Source organism: Streptococcus dentiloxodontae, assembly GCF_053206925.1.
On record NZ_JBRUHR010000002.1, the window covers coordinates 63,592 to 84,859 of the forward strand.

Here is a 21,268-nt window from a genome sequence, read left to right on the forward strand (position 1 = left end):
CCTCCTTATTGCCATTATAATACAGCGTCCGAAGTAGTCCTGATATACAGACAGAACGGATTAGCTTTCAAATAGTCTCACAGCAAAATTCTTTATTGAAAAACTTAGGATTCCTTGCGCTCACCTGTTACAAACATGGTAAAGGTCGCTTTTGCCACTTCTTGTTCTAACTGATTGGTTACCGTAACATCAACTACTTTTGTTGTTCGACCGTCATGGACACAGCGTCCATCAATCAATAACGTATCACCTAGTTTGCCAGACTTTAAATAATTGATGCTGGATTGAAGCGTCACCGCATCAAAACCAGTTGATATAGAGACCAATCCGCTGATTTGATCACACAGGGTAAAGATATAACCGCCATGGGCAAAACCGTAGTAATTTAAGGATTTATCTACTACTTCTGTCGTCACAACCACATGACCCTTCTCAAAAGAAACCATGTCAAAATTTTCAAACACGCGAATTTCGTGCAAATGCTTGTCATTCATTACTTTTACCTTCTGTCTTTTAAATATATTCATATTATAGCACTTTCAAAGACGAAAAGACTGCTTGAAAAACAGTCTTCCATTTTCTTCTATAATAAATACTCATATAATTTAAAGTGTGTCAATCCTGTATCTTCGTAGTACAGTTGAATAGAGCCTTGGTAGGTGAAACCACAGCTTACATAGAGCTTTTCAGCAGGAAGATTTCCCTCCAAAACATCCAGACGAATGGTTTTCTGCCGATTTTCTCTTGCTAGATTAATCGCTTTTTGTACCATTTCTTTGGCATAACCATTGCCAGAAAAAGAGGGATGAACCCCTAGTGCATGAATAACTGTAATATCAGAAGCATCAGCCTTTATCTTCCAATTAAAAGCCTGATAGCCTTCATTACAGTCATGGTTAAGAACCATGGCCGCCACTATTTGCTCCCCTTCAAGACCTATCAATAAGTCACCATCTGAAATAGAAGTCTTTAAAAAATCTGGTGCAGGGTAAATGTCCTTCTTCCAGCCAATATCAAAGGGCGACCCCTGCATACCATCAATTAAAGAATGGTAAAATCGCCTCACTCGTGCATAATCTTTTTCTTGTGCTTTTAAAATATTCATATTCACCTTAAGTCTTAAAAAAGTTGATACCAAATAGCGTAAAAATCAGTCAGTACAAACAAAATGATTGAGTGACTAGCCAATCTCTGGGACACTTCAGTTTATAGCCGTAGTCAAAAGAATATCCTATTCAGTCTTTGTTGTTTAAATAAAAAAATAGTTTTGCTCTACCCCAATAGAAAAATAAACGAAGCAAACTCTTATTCTGCACTTTTAATCAGCAAACTTACAACCACAGCAGTTCGCTGTCTCCAATGACTTCATTGCTTTACTCCTGCTTCTACGATTAGCGCGGTGACAGCTCACCAACCAAATATCTGCTTATTTTCTTGGAGCAACTGTGTAGAGCAGAGCATTTCCCTTTCACTTCCCACCGACACACCTGTCTGTAGTGAGGATCCTTGATAGGTCTTATACAAACTGGGAGTTTTCTCTTATTCTTCAAACTTAATTACCTGATTATTCACATCAACTGTCGCTTTCACGCCGAATGGTATAATGCATCTCGGCTGTGCATGGCCAACATTAATGTTAAACACTATAGACAGGCTCGGATTTGCAATTACATCAACCAGTATTTGTCTGTACTCCTCCGCATAGGTCTCATCCATTGGCTTCCCTGCCAAAACACCTGAGACAACATCAAAGATACCTGTCCCTTTCAGTGCGATAAGTGCTTCTCTGTATTTCTCAGGAGGCATTTTTTCTTCGCTAGATTCCAGCAGCAGAATTTTGCCAACCCAATCCTCTTTTTTGGGGAACAGTCCATATCTACTGCAAAGCTTTGGCATATCCGCATATCGGTCATCATTAAAAATATCGTAAAGTGACTCAATACAGCCTCCGAGTATCTCACCAGAAAATATAGAACTGCCCTGAAGCAATTCAAACCCATGGTTTGAATGAGAAATTAAGGGCTTTCCAATTTGGTCTACACCAAAATTTACCCTGCTTTCATACCACACCTCGCTGGGCTTTATTTCCTTTATCGTTCCGGTCTGTATCATTTCCTCAAAATACTTTTTTGTATAGGGAAGCATCTCCTCGTCAAGCTCGCAGATATCAGCAAGGAAGGATTGTCCGTAGAATGTATTTATCTCAACTTTATAGAGCATTAAATGATTGATGGTAGTATCTGAAAAACCGAGAAACACCTTTTCCGAAACAGCATCAGCCAACTCCCCTTGCTCAAATAAATACGGTAACAGGCGATAGGTATCATCACCACCGATAGCACAAAGAATCATGTCAATATCTGGGTCTCTGAATGCCTGTAAAAGATCAGCGGCGCGGTCTTCCGGATGATTCTTCATATGTTCAATTCCCTTAAGCGCATTTGGCATAAACCTTATATTCAGTCCAAAATCTTTCAGTCTTTTTACACCGATTTCCACTTCATGCCTGACAAAATCTTCTCCTATTATCCCAGCTGAGAGACTTACTATAGCTACATTTTTAATCATTATTGTTTACCTCAAAAATTCCAATTTGCTGCTCTGACATCTACCTTAGACATTCCACTGCCCAATATCTAGCGTAGCAACTCAACTCTCACACTCTTTGACAGGATTTGTCCTTGGATAAGTTGCCGCAGAGTATTCTGTCTGCCTGATACCAAATTTGCCCGATTTCCCGAAAAGAGCAGTATTACCGTATGTTCGTATCTGTTTTCCTTTGATCCTTGACATCAATACTACCCACCTCTACCTGATACACCTGCAGAAATCAGAAAGTCTGCTGGAAGTTTGCGTTAGCTTCACCTTAAAATATAACTATATTTACCAGTCTTCCCAAGTATTATACACCTTATTTGCTTCGCTTCCCTTAAAATGAATCACAAAAGCTCTCCAACTGTCAACGATAGGTATCCATAAGATTTATAATAGATTATATCAGGTTTTTCAGATAATTATAACGAGCAAAAAAATTTTATACAATGGGTAATGGACTTGATCTCTGCAATTAAAAACACTCTTGACTATAGTTTACTAGATTTCAACAGAAGTGTTTTTCTTTTATCTCATTTGGTGGGAGCTTTGCTGCGAATCCTCCAAAGACAAACAAAAATGCAGCCTCAAAGTAGGTCGCATTTTTGAAAAGCTGGATAAACAGTCAAGTCAAGACAGTTTCGCAGTCACCTATCATTCATCGTTCTAATCATATCAGCTAGTGAGTTATCGTTATCAGAACAGACTAATTTGGCTTCCTAAATCAAGTTTATCTTGCTTTTTTGCCAAATAGTAAATGAGAACACAGCCGATGCACATCACAGTTACAGATAACATGGTTCCTTCAAGACCAAAGTTCTTATCAAAGGCAAAGCTGCTAACAGCACTCTCTTTGTTCATCATAAAAATGGAATACTTTGATAAAGCACCACTATTTGGTAAACCAAAAATGATATTTTGTGTGAAATTCCAAGTGGTATGGCAGGCCATAGCCATCCACAAGCTATCAAATCCAGCAACAAACAAACTAAAGAAAATACCTGAAAGCAAGGTGTCCATAAATCCTAAAGCTGATATTCCGTCATTTCCTAAGTGCAAAATGGCGAACAAGAGTGCGTTTGCGATAATGGCAAAGGGAACACTATTGTAGCGTGCCTTTATCCTTTGATACAAGAAACCTCGACAAACCAACTCTTCAGCTGATGATTGAATAAAGACTACAAGGAATAAAAGCAGTAAATGCAGAGGTTCAAACTTATAGAAATGAAGTTTAAAATCCCCGTGCCAAAGTGCAAGCAGCGCACAAATACCGTTTGAGAGGAAACCGATTAAAAATCCTAAAAGCAGCATTTTCAGGGTATTCCCCGTTTTATTAGGCTTTATGGCCTCCAAGGTTGCCTTATTTTTCTTCTTAAAAATCAGAATGAATAATAGAGTAGCAACCCATATTCCCCAAAATATGACATACATGTTAAAGGTAGACTGAAAACCTTTGCTAAAGAAACCTGGTAAAGGGAAAGGAGTTGCAAAACCAGAAATGAGATCTCCCACAAGAAAGAGAGCAAAGCTTAGAAAATAAAGCCAGATGAGATTGTCTCTTAATAGTCCTTTTATTTTTGACATTGTAAATCCTTTCGTAAGCAAGCTATTTTTCATGTGCCTGAATCCACTCGTCAATAGATTGTGCCATTTGCTCGTAATGGGTATGGTAGAGCAGGTGGGTGGCATCTAGTTTTTCAATGGAAACGTCATTTGGATCTTCTGATAGGTCAATGTGCTGCTGATCCCAGTCTTTCAGATTTTTGAACTCTTTCTGGCGCATCTTGATACTATCGTCAGACTGTTTGGCTAGGAAATACTTGGCTGGCATACCCTTAGGGAATTTGACCTTTCTCATCTTATGAAGGTTTTCACTGACATGCTTGTCTTCATCAAGCAAGGTTTTATTGCCATAATTTTTAGTACCGATGGAGAAATACTGTTCATTGACTGTCTTATCCACATCAGGAATAGTTTGTGCCCATTTAAAAGTTGATTTATCAGAAGCAGTCGTTACTTCACCTTCCATATCTGGCGTGCTGGTATCCATACCGATAAAGCCTTTAACATCACTTGAATAAGTCTTGGCATAATTAAGAGAATACATGCCGCCAAGTGAGTGAGCCATAAGATAGAAATTCTTAACACCGACTTTTTCAAGAGCTGTGTGAATTTCCTTAGTGATATTTTCAATGGTACGTGGTTTATCAGTCAGGTCGCTAAGCCCATAGCCCAGCGGTTCAACAGTATAAATCTTATACTTTTTGCCAAGACGATCCAGCAAATTTTTGTAGCCATAGCGGGCTGAAATTTCGGCCTGACCTGGAATAACGACAATCGGAATGGTGCCTTGGCCCATACTGTAAATGTTCATCTTCTTGCCATTTCCGACATCAACTTTTTGACCATAATCCTCAATAGGCTGTGCCTTGTACTTGCTCAAATCAACCGCACCAGAAGCTTCTCTAGCTTTGTCTTCTTCAGCTTGCTGCTTGGCCGTTAGTTTTTCTTGCTGCGGCTGACTGTCGTGTGCTTTTTGACTTTCCTTATTTGCAGCACAGGCCGTGCAGAGCACAAGTGACAGGGCAAGAACGGATAGTTTGCTGATTTTGTTCATGACTTCTCCTTACCTTTTATTTTTCATGCGCTTGAATCCATTCATCAATAGCTTGCGCCATGTGTTCATATTGGGTGTGGTAGATGAGATGAGTGGCATCCAAGGTTTCAACAGAGACATCATTTGGATCTTCCGATAGGTCAATATGCTGCTGATCCCAGTCTTTTAGTTTAGGAAAGACTTGCTTGCGCATTTTGATGTCGTCGGCAGACTCACTGGCTAGGAAATATTTGGCTGGCATGCCTTTAGGGAATTTGACTTTTGCCATCTTGTGGAGATTTTCGCTGACACGCTTGTCTTCGTCACGTTCTGTTTTATTGCCGAATTTTTTAGCGCCGATGGACAAGTACTGCTCATTGGTCTTTTCATCAACATCTGGAATGGATTGCGCCCATTTCAAGGTTGAAGATGATGACTCTTCTGTTGTGCCGTCGCCTTCCATATCTGGCGTGCTGGTATCCATACCGATAAAGCCTTTGACATCACTGGCATAAGTCTTGGCATAATTAAGAGAATACATGCCGCCAAGTGAGTGAGCCATGAGATAGAAATTCTTAACACCGACTTTTTCAAGAGCTGTGTGAATTTCCTTAGTGATATTTTCAATGGTACGTGGTTTATCAGTCAGGTCGCTAAGCCCATAGCCCAGCGGTTCAACAGTATAAATCTTATACTTTTTGCCAAGACGGTCAAGCAGGTTTTTATAAGCATAGCGAGCCGAAATCTCAGCCTGTCCTGGGATAACGACAATCGGAATGGTGCCTTCACCCATGCTGTAGATGTTCATCTTCTTGCCATCACCGACATCAACCTTTTGACCATAATCTTCAATTGGTTTGGCCTTGTACTTGGTCAAATCAACAGCTCCTTTGGCAATCATATCCTTTTCAGCTGCTTCTTCAGCCTTTTTGGCTTCTGCCTTCTGCTTGGCGGTCAATTTTTCCTGCTTAGGCTGATTGTCTGGTGTTTTTTGAGATTGCTTGCTTGTGGCACAGGCCGTGCAGAGCACGAGCGACAGAGCAAGAACGGATAGTTTACTGAATTTAGTCATAATGTCGTCTCCTTCTTATCAATGAATTACCATAATGTCAGGCGTTTTTCTGGTTTGAGATACATCGGATCACCCTTCTTCACACCAAAGGCATCGTAAAATTCTTGGAAATTGCGGACAGGAATATTGGCTCTGAGCTCGTAAGGGGCGTGAATATCAGACTGGAGTGAAGCCTTGCTTTGCTCCTTGGTTGATTTTTGATGCCAAACGCTTGCCCATGATTCGAAGAATTCCTTATAGTTTGGATTTTCTTCTGTTTTGAGGGCTTCAAGTGCTGACATCACACCGCCGTTATCAGCGATATTTTCAGCCAAGGTCAGTTTGCCATCAACCTTACCGCCGTCAGCCTTGAGACCATCCCATTGCTCAATCATCGCCTGTGTTTTTTTCTTGTAATTGGCCAAATCTTCCTTGGTCCACCAGTCATGCAGGTTCCCATTCTCATCATACTTCATGCCGTTAATGTCAAAGGAATGGGAAATTTCGTGACCAATGATGGCTCCAATGGCTCCGTAGTTTTGACTGACAGATTTATTCTTGTCGTAGAATGGTGCCTGTAGGATAGCTGCTGGAAAGACAATCGCATTGGTATTTGGATCGTAGTAAGCATTGACAGCATTAGCGCTCATTTGCCAAGTGTCACGGGCATTTGGCTGATTGAATTCTGCAAAGGTCAATTTTTGTGAGAGTGCCTTGTAATTATAGGTATTTTCAAAGAAGCTTGCCTTGCTGTCCACTTGATATTGACGGTAAAGGTCAGAATAATCATCAGGATAGCCAATCATAAGTTTCATGTTATCCAGTTTTTTGATGGCCATGGCCTTGGTATCCTCTGACAGCCAGCTATTATTTTTAAGGCGTTCTTTATAGACTGTAATGATTTTCTGAGCCATGTGCTCAACGTCTTTTCTAGCCTCATCACCAAAGTATTTTTTACCATAATAGTCACCTAAGATATGACCAAAGGTATATTCTAATTGAGTGTAGGCGTTCTTTTCCTTATCCTCCATCTGAGTGAGGCCAGAAGCCACATTCTTATAGGTGCTAGCCGCTTGACGATTTTGCTCACCAAGAAGATCTGACTGGTCAATCATCAAGGCAACCATCATCCAGGCCTTCATATTTTCCAGTTGTTTGCTATTTAGGACATCGCCGATTTGTTTGAAGTAATCTTGGTCTTCCACATTGATAGCCTTATCTGTTGGACCAACCAATTTTTCAATCAAGTCTTTGAAGCTGAATTCTTTGGCATAGCTATTGACCGTTTCCATACTTTCTGGATGATAGCGGCCTGCAGCTGTGTCAGCTTCTGCAGTCATCTTGCTTGGATCAACTTGTGTCTTCTCTGCCAAGAGTTTGTCAAAAGCTAGAGCTTGCTTGACCAGCTTTTTAGCTTCTGCATCGCTTTTGCCTGCCTGTTTGAACAAAGCCATAGCCGACTCTCTGTAGGCTGATATCTTAGCCTCACCCTCCTTATTGCCTTTCTTGTATTGGTCAGGCGACTCTAAGAGCGATGGCGCTTGACGGAGAACCAATTGCTTTTGGCTGTTGTCTTGGGCGTTGGTTTCCACCGTTAATGAAAATGGCAGAGCAAAACCACCCATCATAAAATCATAAGCCAGATTTTGGAAGTCACTCATTGATGACACCTTTTCGATCTTATCCAAGAAAGGTTTCAAAGGCTCCAAGCCTTGCTTGTCACGTGTTTTAAAATCCATCCCCTGCTTATAGTAAGCTACCATCTTTTCCTGCTCGGCATTGGTCGTCTTAATCTCACCTGTAGACATTTTTTTCATGTCAGACACCAGCAATTTTTTAATTTTTTCTTCAACCTCTGAAAAACTGTTAACACTGGCTTCCCCCTTTTTTAGTTTCGTATGGGCTAACCAATTGCCGTTGACAGCCTTGTAGAGATTTTCTCTCGGACTGACCTTATTAGCTTTCTTCTCACTGGCAGATACGGATGTCATTGCCGCAATGTCCTTGACCACATAGCCAGACATGAGGCAAACCACCAAAGTCAGTGCGCTCATTGTCTTCAAATAGGATTTTCTTTGCATAAAATAGACCTCTCTTCCTAGTACAACATCAGTATAGCAAGAGAGGTGTTAAATCTTTGTTAAGAAATCAAAAAAGCTGAGCTTTTAACTCAACTTTTTCAAATTTATTTTAAAGACAGTTCCTTGGGGCTGGTTGTTCTCTACGGTGATGGTGCCTTGGATCTGGTTGATGATTTTGGCAACGAGGCTGAGGCCGATGCCGTAGCCTTTGATGGCTGAGCTGCGGCTGTCGTCAGCACGGTAAAAGAGGTCAAAGATGTGCTTTTTGTCTTCGTCGCTGATGCCGATACCAGTGTCGCTGATGGTCAATTCAATTTGGTCTGACTGGTCTTTGATGTCAACCTGCACACTGCCATTGGTCACATTGTACTTGATGGCATTTTCAAGCAGGTTGTAGAGCGCACGCGCCAGTAACCGGTCATCACTGGTCAGGATAAGGTCGTCGCCTGTCAGAGAAAGGCTCACCTGCTTCTGCTCTGCCATTCCCTCAAGGTCAAAAAGAATCTCCTCCAGCAAGTCTTTGAGAGCTACTTGGCTGAGAGTCAGCTGGTTCTGGCGGCTGAAAAGGAGGACGCCTTCGACGAGGTTTGAGAGGCGCTCAACACTGGTGTCCATGCTGGCTACAAAGTCCTGCGTGTCCATCGGCTGCTTTTGGTAGAGGTCAATTTTGCTGCGCATGATAGCTAAGGGCAGGCGCAATTCGTGGGCGACATCATTTGAGAAGCGGCGTTCATGGTCATAGGACTGATAAAGCTTGCCCAAAGCCTGGTTAAAGGCGGTTGTCAGCTGCTCCATTTCACGGGTCGTGCCAACGGTCGCTAGGTCATTCTGGTAATCAGGCAGGTTGTCAATGTTAATGTCTGCAACGGTTCCAGCCAAATCCTTGAAGGGTTTCATGATACGCTTGATTAGGGTATAGAGAATGGCAGATCCCAGTAAAATGGTCACAAGCACGACACCAATGGAAAAGGTCCGAAACTCCCACATAGACTGGACATAAGAAGTATCCACCAAGACCAAGGTCTCTTTTTTCTCCGCTGCACTAGCCTGAAATCCCGCAAGCATTTCATTGGTCAGATGGGTCTGGTACCAGTTGATGAGCAGATTAGACAGAATGGTCATAGCAACAAAGACAGAAATAATGGCTAATGACAGCTGGCCAATAACACTACGCCTGATTGATTGCCATTTTTTAGGTTTCATCTTCAATGATATACCCCTTTCCGATGACATTATGAATAATATTATGACCAAGCGCTGCCTTTAACTTCTTGCGCAGACTGGCAATATGCACGCGCACTGTTCCTGAAAAACTATTGCTGTCTACCTCCCAGACATGTTCAATCAATTCCTCACTGCTGATATGCCGCCCTTGATTGACAAGCAGGTATTCTAAAATGCCCAGCTCTTTTCGGGTCAGGCTCAGCTCCTTGCCATCAATCGTCACCTTGCGGCTGCTGGTGTCAAAGGTCAAGCGTCCGCAGGTCAGCTGACTGTCCTGCTGAACGGACTTACGGCGCAAAAGCGAGCGCACTCTAGCTTCCAATTCCTCAAAATAAAAAGGTTTGAGCAGGTAATCATTGGCACCCATATCCAGAGCTGACACACGGTCTTCGACATCTGAGCGTGCCGTTAACATGATGATATTGACTTCCTTGTTGTACTTGCGGACTTCTTCCAGTACGGAAAATCCGCTGCGCTTAGGTAGATTGATATCCAAAATCACCAAGTCGTAAGTTTCAACATAAATGAGTTCTTCTGCCGCTTCGCCATCTGCTGCAGTATCCACCGCATAACCAGACAAGCGCAAGCCTTCCGCCAAAGACTGCAGCAAATCTAACTCATCCTCAACCACTAAAATTTTCATAAAAACAATATCCCTTTAAACAGTTTTCAAGAGCCAGCAGGCTAACTTCACACTCAGCAGTTCACCGCATCAAATTATTTTATCGCTTTGTCCCTGTTTCAAAAAATTACAGTTACATTTAAACGTATCTTATATTTGATTTATGTCAAAGTAATACAAATGATATAACAAAAACTTTTAACATTAATTCTCAGAAGTCACAAGATTCAGTGGTTCTTGTGAACAACTGACCTTAAAACGAGAAAACCAGTCGAACAATTTAATACTCAAAGAAAATCAAAATTAGACGAGGCGACGAAGCGCAGGCTGTACTGGCGTACGGCAAGCTGAAGTCAACAAAGTATAATTTTGATTTTCAAAGAGTATAATTACATTTTTCAAGCAAGCTCACCACTTCCACATGATGCGTCATTGGAAATAAATCCACCGGCTGGACTTTTTTCAGCTTGTAACCCAGTTCTTCATAAAGCTTGATGTCACGCGCCATGGTGGCTGGGTTGCAGGAGATGTAGGTGATTTTCTTGGGCTGCATATTGGCGCTGGCTTTGATGAAGCTTTCTGTCAGGCCCTTGCGCGGTGGGTCGACGAGGATGACATCGGGTTTTATGCCCTGCTTGCTCCAGTTGGCCATGGCATTCTCAGCTGTGTCCGCCACATAGTGGGCGTTTGTGATGCTGTTCAGCGCAGCATTTTTCTGGGCATCACGGACAGCTGCTTCGATAACCTCTACGCCGTAAACAGCCTTGACCTGCTTAGCAAAAGACAGGCCGATGGTTCCGATGCCCGAGTAGGCGTCAATGACGGTATCATCTGGCGTCAGCTCTGAAAAGTCAATAGCAGTCTGATAGAGTTTCTCGGCCATAACGGTATTGACTTGGTAGAAGGATTGGGCGGAAATGGCATAGCGGTTGCCCAGCATAGTATCTTCAATGGTATCTTGTCCGTAAAGTGTGCGGAATTCCGATCCAAAGATGACATTGGTATTCCTATCGTTGATGTTTTGAATGATAGACTTGACCGCTGGAAATTCAGTCACAATCTTCTCAATTAGCTGCTCAATGCGAAAGATTTTAGGGCGTGTCGTCACCAAAACCAGCATCACCTGACCAGTATAGTGTCCGCGGCGAACAACGATATTGCGAACCAGGCCTGTCTGCTCTTTTTCATCATAAGGCTTGATGTCAAAATGGCGAAGCAAGTCACGCGTGAAATTGATAAGACTATCAATCTCCTTGTCCTGAATGAGAAAATCCTCAATCGGCATCAGATCATGTGAATTTTTGCGGAAGAAACCTGTTTCCAGCTGACCGTTGACACGACGGACAGGAACCTGCGCCTTATTGCGATAAGCAAGAGGATTATCCATACCAAGCGTCTCTGCAACCTCAATGTCTGAAATGCCCGCTGTTTTATGGAGGTTGTCCACTACTTGCTTGCGCTTGAATTTTAGCTGCTCACTGTAAGCCAAATGCCCCAAGTCTGCAATTCCTGTCCGTAGGTAAGCTACGTCTAAGTTCTCATTACGATAAGGTGATGTGCTAAGGTACTCCTCAACCTTACCAAAGCCAATCTTCTTTTTTACTTTGAGCACGCGCATCTGAATCACTTCGCCAGACAGGGCATTGTCCACAAAAAAGACCAAGCCATCAACCTTTGCGACACCCTGCCCCTCATGACTCAAGTCAATAATTTCAGTTTCAATAATATCGTTTTTAGTTACCATGCTATACCTTTCTGCCTCGCTCTGCCATTTCCAAAAAGAAAAAGAGAGACTTTCGTCTCTCCATTATATCATATTGAAAACTGTCCATTTACTTCCACTTAGCCTTTATTTTTTTCATAAGCTAAATAACTGTACGATTAACGCAGACCAAGTTTTTCCAATTTAGTCTTATAAGCTTCAAAATCAACTTCCAGAGCAGAACCTCCGTACATATCATAAGTGTCTATCCAGTCACCTTCTTCTGGTACTGTCGTCGTCTCAACCCCATTAGAAGCATCTGAGACAATGTCCAAACCATTTCCGGCAAGATAACCCCACCCAATATTGGTTGAAGTCAAAGCATAAACTTTACCAATAGCCTGAGCACCTGTGAAAAGTCTTGCTGGATTTTTAACTTGGGAAATGACTGCCTGCAATACTTGCTGCTGACGCTTTGTACGGCCGTAGTCCCCCTCATCATCCTTACGAAAACGTGCATAATTAAGAAGAGTACGGCCATCCATCATCTGCTCACCTTCTTTGATAGTCTGCGTCGGGACATTGCCATTTTCGTCCATGTTAAGATCATCTGGCACTTCAACTGAACTAACATCTACACCATCAACTGTGGAGAATTTAGCATCAATCTTAACCCCGTCTGGAAAAAGGGTGTCAATACCTTCTGCAAAGGTCTGAAAATCAACCATAACATAGTACTTGATATCAATATCAAAATTGCGTTTTAAGGTTTGACGCATGAGCTCTGCACCCTGATTATTATTTTGTTCGCCAATATTGAAAGCCGTATTTAACTTAAGATCAGCATTGTAATCATCATAGGAAGCTCCCTCAATATTAACTAAGGTATCACGCATGAAGCTAACCATCTTAATCTTGTTATCGCTATTTCCAACATTGACTACCATGATGGTATCTGTTCGCGCGTCAGATGAACCCTGACTTATTCGCTGGTCGGAACCAAGAACTAGAATGTTCGTACCGTCCTTGGCATCTTCGCCATTAAAAACTTCCTGAACAGCGGGCTGATAGCTTTTCCCGTCTGCACCCGAAGTGACCTCATTGTAACCCTTCCATAGAAAAATTCCCATAATGGCAAGCAACAAAAAGAGAAAAAGAGCCAGAAATTGCAAGGCACGCTTTATTTTTTTTCTGCGGCTGCCTTTTACTTTGGGTCTTTGAGCTCTCTCTGCTTGTTTGTCAGCCTTTCGCCGAGAGCGCTCCAATTTAGCTTGCTGCCTATCATAATCTTCTGGGTACTCAGGTAGACCTTGAGCTGTATAACCTGTAGAAGATGCTGCTAAATCAGGATTGTCATAATAAGATTCATAATCAGGAAATTGGCTGTTTTCATCAGCCTTATAATCTCTGCCATCCCAATCGTAGCTGCTCTCATAGCTGTTATTTTCTTCTGGATAATAAGCAGAGCTTTCTCTGTAGGCATCATAGGTCGCCTGAGCATTGTGAGCATCAATCTTGCTTTGAAGGTAATTAAATTCCGCAGCTTCCTTACCGTTAAGATAGGCCAGATTTTTCAAAAGATAGCTGTACCGCAGTTCCTCATGCCGAGTCAGCGGTCCATTCGTATTTCTTGCCATAGATCTTTCCTTTACATTTCATAAACCTTGTAATCGCCAAGGATTTTTTTTCGTATCCCAATAGCGGCTAATTCTTCAAGGGCAAATTTGGACAGTTCTTTCTTTTTATTTGCAAAATCAATGATGAAAAAATATTCACCCAAAACTGTCTTAAGAGGACGGCTTTCAATTTTTGTCAAGTCAATACCTCGCCAAGCAAAAGTCGATAAAGCTTTATAAAGGGCTCCGGGAAGATTATCCGGAAGCGTTAAGGCCAAAGTCATTTTTCGATCAATGATATCCAATGGCAGAGTAGGTGCTTTATGTCCCAAGACCCAAAAACGCGTATAATTCTCATCAATTTCCTGAATATCATTAGCCAGAATTTGCAAGCCATACTCCTCAGCTGCAGCATGGGGCGCAATAGCTGCAAAGGGCTCGTCCGCATGCTCCGCTACAAATCTTGCCGCAAAAGCGGTAGAAGCGGTTGTTTCAATTTTGGCTTTAGGAAAATGCCTACGGATATATTTTTTCCCTTGGGCAATCGCTTGGGGGTGAGAAAAGATTTTTTCGATATGGCGGTGCTTTTTAGTCGCCATCAGCTGCTGCTTTATAGGCTGTAAGATTTCAGCCACAGCCCGAATTTCCGCTTGATGAAAAAGATAGTCCAAGCTTTCGTGAACCGAACCTTCAATAGAATTTTCTACTGGAATAATCGCATAATTCACTAAATTAGATTCATAAGCCTTGATGACTTCTGTGATCGTTCCAAGCGGAACCAAGTCAGCATCTGGAAACCCCTTAAGGGCTGCAGTATGTGTGAATGACCCGCTTGGTCCTAGATAGCCTACATACATTTAATCAACCTTGCTACTTCCTCTGGTGTTCTGTTGTCCACATTGATAATCAAATCAGACAACCCTTCATACATTTCCATACGGCGCTCGTAAATGGCCTGAAAGTCTTCCTTGGAGTTGTTAAGAAACAGCGGACGCTGGTAAACCTTATCATGTTTGATACGATCATAAAGCACTTCAAAGGTAGCTTCCAAAAGGACATTATAACGGCGGTTCTTTTTCAAAAGTTCACGGTTGTGTTCAATAGTGACCACACCGCCGCCTGTTGAGATGACAACATCATCATTACACTCCATCAGCTCTTCCAACGTTTCAGATTCAATCTTACGAAAGGCGGCCTCACCTTCCTTAGCAAAGAAATCTGCGATGGACATGCCAATTTTTTCTTCAATGACATGATCCATATCAATAAAATTATCATCTAAAAAGCCTGCGACAGTAGTCTTTCCAGCTCCCATAAATCCTAGTAAAATTTTAGCCATTAAGTAATCCTTCCAAATCTGTAAAGAAGCTTGGGTAGCTTGTGTTGATGGCTTCAGCACGTTCCAGCTCTACTTCTCCATCTCTAACCAAAAGAGCGGCTATTGCTGTCATCATTCCGATACGGTGATCGCCAAAAGTATTGACCAAAGCGCCGTGCAGAGCTGTCTTTCCTTGGATAATCATGCCATCGTCCGTTGGTGTGATATTAGCACCCATACTGTTTAAAGCATCTGCCACAACTTGAATACGGTCGGTCTCTTTAACTTTTAGTTCTTCTGCATCACGAATAACTGTTCTGCCATTAGCCTGAGTGGCTAATAGCGTAATAATAGGAAGCTCATCAATAAGGCGAGGAATAATATCGCCACCAATCTCAGTTCCCTGCAGCTCTGATGTCTCAACCGTGATAGTTGCAGACTTAGCAACAGCATCATGGTTTGAGATGGTTAACTTACCGCCCATTGCTTCTATCACATCAATGATACCTGTTCGTGTCTCATTGATACCAACATTTTCCAAAACAACTTTGGAATGAGGTACAATAAGCCCCGCAACTAACCAAAAAGCCGCTGAAGAAATATCTCCTGGAACTACAACTTCCTGTGCTGTTAATTCCTGACCGCCGGATATTCTAATTTCTTTACCGTCAACCGCAATCGTTCCCCCAAACTGGACGATCATGTCTTCTGTATGATTGCGCGTCTTTTCTTTCTCAATAATGAGTGACTCCCCATCAGCCTGCAAAGCTGCAAAAATCAAGGAAGATTTAACCTGAGCAGAAGCGACAGGAAGCTGATAAGAAATCGGCCGCAAATGCTTACTGCCACGCATTTTGAGCGGAGGCAAATCACGATCGGTTTGACCTGTAACTTCAGCCCCCATCTGACGCAAAGGAATGGTAATCCTATCCATAGGACGTTTAGACAGCGAATCATCACCAAACATCTCTACATCAAAATCCTGACCAGCCAGAACACCTGAAATCAGCCGAATTGATGTTCCGGAATTTCCCATATTCAAACGATTTTTAGGAGCTTTCAAGCCATCAAAGCCAAGACCTTGAATTTTAACGACATCTCCATTGTCCTCAATGGTGACACCAAGATCACGAAAAACCTGCATAGTAGATAGAACGTCTTCTCCACGGAGAATATCATGTACGATTGTTTCACCCTTGGCAAGGCTTCCAAACATAATGGAACGATGACTGATTGATTTATCACCTGGAACACGAATCGTCCCTGAAAGCCCTTGAGCCTTGGTCGTAAGTTTCATAGTCTACTCCTAAATAATAATTTTCTATTATTATACCATATTTTAAGATACAAAAATAGACTGAACTCTCAAAAAATTCAGTCCGTAGTATTGAAGTACTTTTTATGTTCTAATTCCTTTATTGCCTCATCAACTCTGACCTTTATAAGTTTAGCTGATTTTTCCAAAAGGGCATTTTCTTCAGGTGTCAGACTCAGCTGAATGGTTTCTGTTACACCGTTTCTGCCAAGGACAACAGGATAACCAAGGTAAGTTCCTAAGTTTTTTTGGTAAGTGGATACTGGTAGTATTTCAAAACTATCTGATAAAACAGCCTTGCTTACATGTAGTGCTGCACTGGCAATACCATAGGAAGTGAATCCTTTGCCATAAAAGACTGTATGTCCGCCTTTCATAGATTTGATGAAAAGTTCCTGACGTTCTTTTTCCGTTGTTAAATCTGTAATAGGCCGCCCTTTGACAGTTACTTGACTCCAAGCTGTAAACTGAGAATTGCCATGTTCGCCAAGATTATAACCCGAAACAGACCTAGGGTTAACCGATAAATCATCGGCCACCGCCGCTTTCATACGGGCTGTATCAAGCAAGGTTCCAGTTCCAATCACTCTTTCCTTAGGCCAGCCTGTAAAATGCTGATAAAGCGCAGCTACTGCATCAACAGGATTAGAAATGACAAGGAGCACTCCTTTGAAATCTAATGGCTTTAATTTTTGAGAAACCTGATAAACAGCCTCTTTGGTAAAAGGGAATTCTGCAAAACGATCTTCGCCAGCATTGTGTTGAAGCTGTATATTGCCCAAACTGGAAACAATAATATCAGCATCTTCTAAAGCCTGATAATCATTGACTGTAATTTTAGCATAATTAGGTAAATTAGCCATGGCATCTTTAAAATCCTGAGCATCTGCTTCTGCTTTTTTATCATTGATATCAATAAAAACATAGCTGTCAGCCAGACCTTCTGAAATATAAGCATGTGCCAACGCCGCACCAACATTTCCCATACCGATAATTCCAATTTTTCGTGACATCTAAAAGCCTCCTCAACATATATAAATTACTTTCATTATACTACTCAGCTTGAAAAAGTGCCATCAAAATAGAGGCAGGAATCAGCTTCCAGCCTCTATTAACGAGTATAATCAGTTAAGTTTTCATAGTCTTAAAATGAAATGATTTGACAATCATTTAAAGGAACATTATAAGTCTTTCTCACATCAAACTGAGCTTGGAATAAATCTAAAACTATTTAAATTCCTTTTATTTATTCAGTTCTTGCAAGGGTCCAAAAATGATACGTTCAATATCTGTGATATAAACGCCCAGTGCTTGTTGAGCTTCCAAATAAGATTTTAAAATAGGATTGGCTTCTACTTTTTGTCCTAAAGTCTGCATTTTTTCCTGATCCTCAGCTGTTGGCATAGTCCCTGATTGCATTTTAGTATAGAGACCTTCCTGAAAAGCTGTAAATTCATCAAATAGAGCCTTAGCTTCTGTATCTGAATCAATTTTAGCCTTATTGTCTGCCACTGTTTGATATTCTGGAAGAACACGGATAGCGCGTTCTAGTTCATTTGCTAAATCGTAAATATTTGCTGTCATTATAGTCTCCTATGCGATGATTACTTTGTAATTGGTATTTTCAGTGATAACTTTCTCAGCATGCTGTTGGTCTTTTTGATTTTTAAAGGAAATTTGCAAGATACCATTAATATCTTCGCGGTTTTCCTCATTGATATGGACATTAACCAGAGATGTACCGCGCAGCAATTCCAAGATATGAAGAATAACATCTTCTTCGTCCGGAACATCCACAAAAATATTGAAAGAGCTGTCAACACCGCCCCGCTTATGAATTTTCATCTCTTTGCGCTTCTGACGACCCAAATCAAAAAATTCCCAGATATCTTCTTCTTTTCTTTGGGAAATAAGCTCCGCTACTTTATCTAAACGCCTTTTAAAATCTTCGATTCTCTCCAAAACAGCGGTGGGATTGGTCAAAAGAATAGACGTCCACATCCCAGGTTCACTCTCAGCAATACGGGTCATATCCCTAAAACCACCTGCTGCGAAGCGATTTGTAAGATCGTGCTGATCTGCATAATCAGCGGCCTGCTCCATGAGAGCCGAAGCCAAAATATGCGGAAAATGACTGATTTGGCTGGTAACTTGATCATGCTCTTTCGCATCAATCTCAATATATTTAGCCTTAAGCCCTGCCAAGAGATCTCTAAGTTCTGAAATCGTTGTCTCCTTGGTTAAGCTGGTCGGCGTAAAAATATAATAAGCATTTTCAAAAAGAGTAGCATCTGCTGCAATGGCTCCTGATTTGTGAGAACCTGCCATGGGGTGTGAACCTACAAACTGAACAGGCTTGCCAGATAGGAACTTTTCTGCTGCTTGGACAATTTCTAGTTTCGTCGAACCAGCATCTGTGATAATAACATTTTCCTTCAAATCCAGCTCTGCCAATTGCTGCAAAAAGTCAATAGTCTGCTTAATAGGAACAGCCAAAATAATAACATCAGCCAGCCCTGCAAATTCAGCAAAATTATCTGTCGCCTTGTCTACAATACCGCGCTCAAGTGCTACATTGCGTGAAAGGTCTGAACGATTATAGCCCAAAATATGATAATCTGGGTGCGCTCGTCTAATCCCCAAAGCAATGGAGCCGCCAATTAGACCCAGGCCTGCAATGTAAATGTTTTTTTGTGTCATAATTCTCCACTTCTATTAACCTTTTTGGCTATTCTTTTGTCTAATTCCAAAAGGTAACGCTTGCGCTCAACATCGCCGCTATAGCTACCTAATTCTCTATTTGCAGAATTATACAGTGGCAGGAAATCAAAATAGCAATCTGATTAGTCCCATTAGCATTACCAACAGCCTTAACTTGTTAGGGTCGTCAAGTACTGAGGTTAGTCTAGACCTCTTAGAAATGCTTGACATAATCGCGGTGGCGATTAACAGCTTCCTTGAGCTCCTCCAAATTGTCAGACGAGAATTTTTCAAGAATTTCATTAGCTACAACCGTTGCTACGACAGCTTCCATAACAACACCCGCGGCAGGAAGAGCCGTTGGATCTGAACGCTCTACCGTCGCTTTGTAAGGCTGGTGCGTTTCGATATCAACAGACATCAAAGGTTTATAGAGGGTTGGAATTGGCTTCATAACACCGCGTACGATAATGGGCTGGCCATTGGTCATGCCGCCTTCAAAGCCGCCAAGATTATTAGTACGGCGGGTATAGCCTTCCTCTTCATTCCAGAGAATTTCATCCATAACCTCAGAACCGCGCAGGTAGCCGTCTTTAAAACCGAGCCCGAATTCAACACCCTTGAAAGCATTAATAGATACAACTGCCTGTGCTAGACGGCCGTCCAACTTACGATCCCATTGGACATAAGAGCCCAAGCCTGCTGGTACACCGCCAACAATGGTTTCAACAACACCGCCGATGGTATCCCCTTCTTTTTTGATTTGATCAATATAATCTTTGATTTCCTGCTCACGCTCTTGATTGACGACTGAAATTTCTGACTTCTGAGCCAATTCTTTGATTTCCGATACACTTAAGCCCTCTGGCACATCAATTTCTTTACCGCCAAAAACCACGACATGATTGGCAATTTCAATATCAAGCTCTGCAAGAATACGCTTAGCGACCGCACCCACAGCCACTCGCATCGTCGTCTCACGCGCTGACGAACGCTCCAAGGAATTGCGTAAATCATCAAAACGGTATTTCATGCCCCCTACCAAGTCGGCATGACCTGGACGCGGATGGGTAATCTTACGTTTCGTTTTGAGACGATCCTCAATATCCTCAGCTGACATGATGTCCAGCCACTTTTGGTGATCTTTATTGATAACGTCCATAGTAATAGGCGCTCCCGTCGTCTTGCCATGACGGACACCAGACGTGAAAACAACCTTGTCACTTTCAATTTTCATACGACCGCCACGACCATAACCGCCTTGACGCCGTTTCAAATCAACATTTATATCTTCTGCTGTCAAGGGAAGACCTGCTGGCACACCCTCTATAATCGCCGTTAAACGCGGGCCATGCGATTCACCAGCTGTTAAATACCTCATCTTATTTCTCCAAATATTCTTTCATCTCTTCTAGGGGAATTTGATTAATAGCTGCGCTGCCAATTTTAGGAACAATAACAGTTTTGATACTGTTGCCGCGAGCTTTTTTATCGTGTGTCAGCGCTGCATACAAATCATTAACTTTCCAAGGCTCATGAGCGATAGGCAAACCAAATTTGGCACACATAGCTTCAATTTGTTCGGTAATACCTGCTGGCATGAGACCTTTTTTTTCAGCAATACGTGAAATTTGTACCATACCAATAGCAACAGCTTCACCATGCATAACCCTGCCGTAGCCAGCTGTCTGCTCAATGGCGTGGCCGATGGTATGACCGAAGTTAAGATACATGCGAATACCGCCTTCAAACTCATCTTCAACCACGATTTTACGCTTAACATCACAGGAGTGGTAAATGATAGCCTCCGCATTGTCCAAAATCGCTTGAGGAGAACCATCAAGCTGATCCAGCAGCTGCCAAAGTGCGAGATCCTCAATCAAACCATATTTGACAACCTCACCCATACCTTCAATGAGTTCACGTTTCCCCAAAGTTTGCAGTACATTAGGATCAATTAAAACACCATCAGGCTGAGCAAACGTCCCAACAATATTTTTGGCAAAAGGAGTATTGACACCAGTTTTTCCGCCAATAGAGGAATCCACCTGCGCCGTTAAGCTGGTCGGAATTTGCAGGAAATGAATTCCTCTCATATAAGTTGAAGCCACAAAACCTGCTAAATCACCAACAACACCGCCGCCAAGTGCCACAATCCCATCTGAGCGAGTCATTCCCTGCCCAATGAGAAACTCGTAAGCTTTATTGACTGTTGTCAAATTCTTAGAAGCTTCACCTTCCAAAAAATCAAAAACTGCGACCTTAAACCCAGCACCTTCAAGCTGAAGTTTAACCTTCTCAGCATAAAGACTGCCGACATGGTTGTCTGTAATAATAACGATTTTTTGCGGCTGCCAAAGCTGCGAGGCCCAATCACTAACTTGATTGAGTGCTCCTTTTTCAATAATAATATCATAGGGTGTGTGTGTCAGATCAACATGTAATTTCATA

At 42.0% G+C, this 21,268-nt stretch carries 19 protein-coding genes and 1 pseudogene; all 20 read right to left on the reverse strand.

From position 1 onward, the window contains the following. Positions 1-104: 104 nt before the first annotated feature. Positions 105-494: a PaaI family thioesterase gene (locus ACVRZ8_RS01760; RefSeq protein WP_447447611.1), complete on the reverse strand. Its 390-nt coding sequence runs from the start codon at positions 492-494 to the stop codon at positions 105-107. Positions 495-583: 89 nt separating this feature from the next. Continuing rightward, a complete protein-coding gene (locus ACVRZ8_RS01765) occupies positions 584-1,105 on the reverse strand; it encodes a GNAT family N-acetyltransferase (protein WP_447447612.1) in 522 nt (173 codons plus the stop codon). Positions 1,106-1,539: 434 nt separating this feature from the next. Further along, complete coding sequence (locus ACVRZ8_RS01770) at positions 1,540-2,568, reverse strand: S66 family peptidase (RefSeq protein WP_447447613.1); 1,029 nt, start codon at positions 2,566-2,568, stop codon at positions 1,540-1,542. A 720-nt stretch (positions 2,569-3,288) separates the two neighbouring features. Continuing rightward, a complete protein-coding gene (locus ACVRZ8_RS01775) occupies positions 3,289-4,176 on the reverse strand; it encodes a CPBP family intramembrane glutamic endopeptidase (protein WP_447447614.1) in 888 nt (295 codons plus the stop codon). Between the two features lie 22 nt (positions 4,177-4,198). Next, positions 4,199-5,209, reverse strand: a complete 1,011-nt coding sequence (locus ACVRZ8_RS01780) for an alpha/beta fold hydrolase (protein WP_447447615.1) — start codon at positions 5,207-5,209, stop codon at positions 4,199-4,201. 16 nt (positions 5,210-5,225) lie between these two features. Beyond that, positions 5,226-6,260, reverse strand: coding sequence for an alpha/beta fold hydrolase (locus ACVRZ8_RS01785; RefSeq protein WP_447447616.1), 1,035 nt, complete (start codon positions 6,258-6,260; stop codon positions 5,226-5,228). A 26-nt stretch (positions 6,261-6,286) separates the two neighbouring features. Continuing rightward, positions 6,287-7,054, reverse strand: coding sequence for a M13-type metalloendopeptidase (locus tag ACVRZ8_RS01790; RefSeq protein ID WP_447447802.1), 768 nt, complete (start codon positions 7,052-7,054; stop codon positions 6,287-6,289). Beyond that, positions 7,043-8,320, reverse strand: a pseudogene (locus ACVRZ8_RS01795) (M13 family metallopeptidase); the annotation flags it as partial. The pseudogene ACVRZ8_RS01795 and the gene ACVRZ8_RS01790, both read right to left, overlap by 12 nt. A gap of 84 nt (positions 8,321-8,404) precedes the next feature. Further along, positions 8,405-9,523: a sensor histidine kinase gene (locus ACVRZ8_RS01800; RefSeq protein ID WP_447447617.1), complete on the reverse strand. Its 1,119-nt coding sequence runs from the start codon at positions 9,521-9,523 to the stop codon at positions 8,405-8,407. After that, a complete protein-coding gene (locus tag ACVRZ8_RS01805; protein ID WP_447447618.1) occupies positions 9,513-10,187 on the reverse strand; it encodes a response regulator transcription factor in 675 nt (224 codons plus the stop codon). Before ACVRZ8_RS01805 ends, ACVRZ8_RS01800 begins: the two co-directional genes overlap by 11 nt. Before the next feature lie 355 nt (positions 10,188-10,542). Continuing rightward, positions 10,543-11,910 carry a 23S rRNA (uracil(1939)-C(5))-methyltransferase RlmD gene (gene rlmD / locus ACVRZ8_RS01810; RefSeq protein WP_447447619.1) on the reverse strand — a complete coding sequence of 456 codons (1,368 nt, stop codon included), beginning with the start codon at positions 11,908-11,910 and terminating at the stop codon, positions 10,543-10,545. Positions 11,911-12,047: 137 nt separating this feature from the next. Further along, a complete protein-coding gene (locus ACVRZ8_RS01815; protein WP_447447620.1) occupies positions 12,048-13,505 on the reverse strand; it encodes an LCP family protein in 1,458 nt (485 codons plus the stop codon). 11 nt (positions 13,506-13,516) lie between these two features. Next, entirely contained in the window at positions 13,517-14,341 is an 825-nt protein-coding gene (gene pheA / locus ACVRZ8_RS01820) for a prephenate dehydratase (protein WP_447447621.1), read from the reverse strand. Beyond that, positions 14,332-14,823: a shikimate kinase gene (locus tag ACVRZ8_RS01825; protein ID WP_447447622.1), complete on the reverse strand. Its 492-nt coding sequence runs from the start codon at positions 14,821-14,823 to the stop codon at positions 14,332-14,334. The genes pheA and ACVRZ8_RS01825 overlap by 10 nt, the downstream gene beginning before the upstream one ends. Further along, a complete protein-coding gene (gene aroA / locus ACVRZ8_RS01830; RefSeq protein ID WP_447447623.1) occupies positions 14,816-16,099 on the reverse strand; it encodes a 3-phosphoshikimate 1-carboxyvinyltransferase in 1,284 nt (427 codons plus the stop codon). The genes ACVRZ8_RS01825 and aroA overlap by 8 nt, the downstream gene beginning before the upstream one ends. A 77-nt stretch (positions 16,100-16,176) precedes the next feature. Further along, positions 16,177-17,130 carry an L-lactate dehydrogenase gene (locus ACVRZ8_RS01835; RefSeq protein WP_447447624.1) on the reverse strand — a complete coding sequence of 318 codons (954 nt, stop codon included), beginning with the start codon at positions 17,128-17,130 and terminating at the stop codon, positions 16,177-16,179. 229 nt (positions 17,131-17,359) lie between these two features. Next, the gene (locus ACVRZ8_RS01840) at positions 17,360-17,701 is read right to left on the reverse strand and encodes a YlbF/YmcA family competence regulator (RefSeq protein ID WP_447447625.1); all 342 of its coding nucleotides are present in this window, start codon (positions 17,699-17,701) and stop codon (positions 17,360-17,362) included. Between the two features lie 9 nt (positions 17,702-17,710). Further along, positions 17,711-18,817, reverse strand: coding sequence for a prephenate dehydrogenase (locus ACVRZ8_RS01845; protein ID WP_447447626.1), 1,107 nt, complete (start codon positions 18,815-18,817; stop codon positions 17,711-17,713). 214 nt (positions 18,818-19,031) lie between these two features. Next, positions 19,032-20,198 carry a chorismate synthase gene (aroC, locus tag ACVRZ8_RS01850; protein ID WP_447447627.1) on the reverse strand — a complete coding sequence of 389 codons (1,167 nt, stop codon included), beginning with the start codon at positions 20,196-20,198 and terminating at the stop codon, positions 19,032-19,034. 1 nt (position 20,199) lies between these two features. Next, entirely contained in the window at positions 20,200-21,267 is a 1,068-nt protein-coding gene (gene aroB / locus ACVRZ8_RS01855; RefSeq protein ID WP_447447628.1) for a 3-dehydroquinate synthase, read from the reverse strand. Position 21,268: the final 1 nt, after the last annotated feature.